The following is a 4,576-nucleotide window of genomic DNA, read 5'->3' on the forward strand; positions in this document are numbered from 1 at the left end:
GCGCGATCCGGGAGCACATGGGCACGGCGCGGTACCGCCTCAGCTGGCGGGAGCGCGTCGGGGCGCCCTACCCCTTCCATCCCGAGATGGGCGTACAAATGGAGGGTTAACACAGCCTGACGTCATATACGCCTTTTATAAGAAGTTGGCGTGATGAGCATCTGAAGGTTTGGCCGTTTACCGGCCGAAAGGGTGGCGGGGTCTCTCATTCCCGTCTATAATCGGTTCGTACTCCAACGTAGCTGACCTAAACTATGGAGGAAGTGTTTACATGCAACGTAGACGACACGGCGGTTCTGCCGCCCGTCTTTCTTTGGTCCTTGCGCTTTCGGGCTCGCTCGCCCTTTCGTGCTCTCCGGTTGCGGCATTCGCCGACCCGCAGTCCGATCTTGACGCCGCCCGCGAGCAGCTCTCTCAGATCGGTGCTGAGTACCAGTCGCTTCAGCAGGAGCTGCTTGATGTGACCGCCCAGGTCGAAGAGACCCAGACGCGCATCCTTGAGACCACCGATGAGCTTCAGAGTGCCCAGGACCTCCTTGCAAGCAACATCTCGAGCGACTACAAGTCGGGCGGGGCAAAGCTTGCTCAGGTGATTCTTGGAGCCACCGACTTCAACGACCTCATCTCTCGCGTGTTCTACATGGATAAGGTCTCTACCGCTCAGGCCGACGCCATTGAGGATGTCCGTACCCTCAAGGCTCAGCTCGAGGAGCAGCAGACCGAGCAGAAGCAGCGTCTTGCCGATGCGCAGGCCAAGGTAAACGAGCAGGCTGCCAACCAGCAGGCTGCCCAGTCCCTGGTGAACTCCCTGTCCGAGGAGGTTCGCCAGGAACTTCAGACTGCGGCCGAATCCGACGAGACCCTTGCTTCGGGCATCCAGTCTGCAAAAGACGCCGAGACCGGCGTAAGCGAGCGCCCCATTACCGGCAACACCAACAATGCCGGTAACGCTGGCAACAACGACTCCGGTCAGGATACGTCCACGGACACCTCGAACGGCACTAACGGCAACACCAACAACAACGGCACGACGGGCGGGAACACCAATAACAACGGTGGCACCACCAACACGACCCCGACGCCTGACCCTGCGCCGTCCACCCCGTCCACTCCGTCGACGCCTTCCACGCCTTCCGGCGGCTCCACAAACACCGGCTCAAGCAGCAACGGCGGCAGCGCAAACTACTCGTCGCCGATCTCCTATGCACTTGCTATGGAGGGGCAGCCCTACGTGTGGGGTGGCGATAGCCTCGCCGATGGTGGCTTTGACTGCTCTGGCCTTGTTTGCTACGCCTATTCGTGCATTGGTGTGTCGCTTCCGCACAACTCCGGTTCGCTGCGCAGCTACTGCCAGAAGTACGGGTACTACACCACCGACATCAGCCAGCTGCAGTATGGCGACCTCGTCTTCTGGTCTGGCCATGTCGCCTTCTATGTGGGCAACGGTATGGTGTTTGGCGCAACCACGTTTGGCCAGCCTGCTGGCTATGGCCAGATTAGCTGGTACGGCACCCCGCTTGGCGGCGGTCGTCCGTAATCCCACGGATTACAAACATCAAGCGGCAAAGGCCCTCTTCGGAGGGCCTTTTTGTTTACCTATTCTGCGAAACTGCCTCGCATCATATGCACGGGCGGGCACAAGGACAACCCTCGGTGCCAGTAACAGTGGGCTACTAGAGGCTTGCCAGGAACTCGTTTCGGTTTTATGCAGTTAGTTTGGGAATCCTGGAGTAGACAGCCGGTTTCGCCGACGAAGCCCCAGGATTCAAAGGCTTGAAGGAGAGGTCTACTCGGGAAATCCGAAAACAACTGCATAAAAACGAAACGAGCTATTTCCAACTAGGGGATTGAGTGAAGTCGGCACGAAAGGTGACGCACTTTTGTCCTATACACCCTAACCATGAAAAAGGTATACACACATGCAGCAACCGTGCTAGCAGCTTCGACCAGCTTGAAGCCACGCTACGGCAGGAAACAACCTGTCGTTTACCTGCACGCTCAGCGGGCAGACTCGTCTTACCGTACGATGCGACAAAATTGAGGACAGATAGTAGGGGTTCCGCAGCCCTGCCTGTGCGTTCTGCGGCAATATGCACGCTCAGATTTGTGGGTGACTTAAATTGCGGCAATCCACACGCTCAACCCCCGAAAATGAGGGGGCAAACGTGTGGATTGCTACAGAAGAGAAGTCACGAGTTTTTGAGCGTGTGATTTGCCGCAGAACTAGTAGGGAATCTGCATCAGTTCATAGAGGGCGATGATGTAGATCTTGAGCGTCGTGCGCAGAAGCTCCTCGGATACACCTTCGTCATCGCCATGCATGGGGCCAACCCAATCGGGGTCGGTCTTCCAAGGCATCTCGGGGCCAAAGGCCGCCGCGTTCGCGAACTCACGCGCATAGGTACCGCCACCGATCGTAAAGGGCTTGCGATCCTCTCCCGTCACATCGTTGTAGATACCGATAAGCTTCTGAATCTCCTGACCGTTCGGGTCAATATAGAACGGCGGCGCATCGTTGTCGGTCTCGTAGGTTGCGCCAAACCGCTCAGCGACCGCTGTGAGCGCCGACTCGAACTGCTCGCGAGAAAACGTGGTGGGGTAGCGCGAGTCGCAGGACTGATGCAGCGAACCGTCGTCGTCGCGCCAGCAGGTGCCGCCAATGATCGTCAGAGGGCCAAAGAGGTCATCAGATGCGCTTACGCCCACACCGGCGCCGCTATAGTCATCGATGAGGGTCTTCTGAAGCTGCAAGAAGCGTTCCTCATCTTCGGAAACCAGATGATTATCGAGCATGTAGTCGACAAGCATGCCGATGGCGTTGCGCGTGCCCTGAGGCTGAGAGGCGTGGCCGCCCTTTCCCTTGGCTGCAATCCGCACAGCGCCATCGCCCTCGTCGGTAAGCGTGATGCCATCAGCGGCCGGCAGAGACGCGAGGTCTGCACGGATGATCACATGGGCATCGGTAGGAATGGCGTTGAAAGCCTCGCCAGCGTTCCAGCTAACGATGCGGCCGTTAGCAATGGGACCGGATGTGAACACGCCCTGATAGATGCCTTTCTCGCCATAGCAGACGGGGAACTCGGCATCCGGCGTGAGCAGGAACGTGGGCTGCTCGAAGTGCTCGTTGTAGTATTCAACGTCGCGCAGGGTGGTCTCTTCATTCGCCCCCAGAATCATGCGCATGGTATAGGGGAAGGTCACACCCTGTTCGTGCCAGTACCGCATGGCGTAGCACGCAACTACAAAGGGTCCCTTGTCATCAAGCGTGCCTCGACCGATGAGATAACCGTCGCGACGCGTCATGGTATGCGGGTCCTGCGTCCAACCAGGACCACACGGCACCGTGTCTAGATGCGCGATGATGCAGATCTTCTTCGAGTCATCCGCGCCGGGATAATCGGCCGTACCGACGTACCCCTCATGGTTCTTGGCCTTCATACCAAGCCGGTCACAGAGGTCAAGCCCCGCTTCAAGCGCCCTGAGCGGGCCGGGGCCAAAGGGCATTCCCTCGCCGGCGTGATCCAGGTCCTCTTGGCTGGGAATGTTCACCAAGGTGCCGATCTCTTGCACGATGGTCTCCCAGTGTTCATCGATCCAAGCATCGATTCGCTCTACGAGCTGCGCGTCGGCCATAGGTCGTCCTTTCATCAGGCGAATACCATACCGTTGAACACTGTACCCAGAGTATGCAGAATATAGCCATTTTCATGCATCAAGCAGCTGTGGAACCGGATGAACGGATGGGGGAGCATGCAAGCGGTAGGTGCGGACCTATCGGCCCATCAGCTGCGGGCGTGAATGGCGGAATCGTCGTCGTACCCAATAAAGCGCAGGTATCCCAACAGATACAGTTTAGAGACAAAAGCGTTCACCACGTTGCGTACCAACAGGGACTCACGCGTAACCATCGAGGCGCTATCGGGTGCCGCCTCTGCGCGGTGCGAAAACGATGCATGCAACGCGTGCTCAAGCTCTGTGGCGACATAGTTGTATGCGACGTCGCTCACATAGGTCATCGATTGAATGCGGAACAGCCGGGCGATATCCGATATGGACAGCACCTGCTTAAACAGGCAGATCACCACCAGGCGGGCAACCTGCTCGCGCCCATAGAGACGCTTGTGGGGAGATGCGAGCAGCCCGAGCTTCACGTAGTTGTTGACCATCGACGGGGTGAGCCAGTCGCCCTCGATGCAGGCGCTCAAAGGCTGAAAGACCTGGCTGACGAAAGCGATGACCTGGTCCCGATACAAATCGACCGAGGGCAGCTCGTTGTAACGCGGCATATGGAAGGAGCAGAGGTCATGCGCGATGTCCGAAGAAAGGTAGTCGTCGGGGAGCAACGTCGGGGCGATATCTTCCTGCGTAATACGCTTCGAATCATCTGCCATAGGAATAACGGAAGGCTGCGTTTTCATACCTGCCTCCAACTCATATGCTGGTATATGTATGTCATATGGTATCCCCAGGTTTGCCAGCCACAAACGTCCGCACGTGAATCACAACTCTTTCATCGCTCGTTATGAATACGATTAGTAGTGGTTTTAAAAACCATGTGTATGCTACACAAGCGTAT

At 57.4% G+C, this 4,576-nt stretch carries 3 protein-coding genes; 1 reads left to right on the top strand and 2 read right to left on the bottom strand.

The window, feature by feature from the left end; all coding sequences use genetic code 11:
* The first annotated feature begins 271 nt into the window (after window positions 1-271).
* Window positions 272-1,537: a C40 family peptidase gene (locus B5F33_RS10655; protein ID WP_087411801.1), complete on the top strand. Its 1,266-nt coding sequence runs from the start codon at window positions 272-274 to the stop codon at window positions 1,535-1,537.
* A gap of 686 nt (window positions 1,538-2,223) precedes the next feature.
* Here B5F33_RS10655 and B5F33_RS10660 read toward each other — a convergent pair.
* The gene (locus B5F33_RS10660; RefSeq protein WP_087411802.1) at window positions 2,224-3,633 is read right to left on the bottom strand and encodes a Sapep family Mn(2+)-dependent dipeptidase; all 1,410 of its coding nucleotides are present in this window, start codon (window positions 3,631-3,633) and stop codon (window positions 2,224-2,226) included.
* Between the two features lie 149 nt (window positions 3,634-3,782).
* A complete protein-coding gene (locus B5F33_RS10665) occupies window positions 3,783-4,418 on the bottom strand; it encodes a DUF1836 domain-containing protein (protein ID WP_239285064.1) in 636 nt (211 codons plus the stop codon).
* Between the last annotated feature and the right edge of the window lie 158 nt (window positions 4,419-4,576).

Origin of the sequence: Collinsella sp. An2, assembly GCF_002160065.1 — a bacterium.
In the GTDB taxonomy this organism is placed as follows: Bacteria; Actinomycetota; Coriobacteriia; order Coriobacteriales; family Coriobacteriaceae; genus Limicola.

Coding starts and splice junctions, on each gene's coding strand:
- B5F33_RS10655 (WP_087411801.1), top strand. CDS start 272: ATGCAACGTAGACGACACGGCGGTTCTGCCGCCCGTCTTTCTTTGGTC.
- B5F33_RS10660 (WP_087411802.1), bottom strand. CDS start 3,633: ATGGCCGACGCGCAGCTCGTAGAGCGAATCGATGCTTGGATCGATGAA.
- B5F33_RS10665 (WP_239285064.1), bottom strand. CDS start 4,418: ATGAAAACGCAGCCTTCCGTTATTCCTATGGCAGATGATTCGAAGCGT.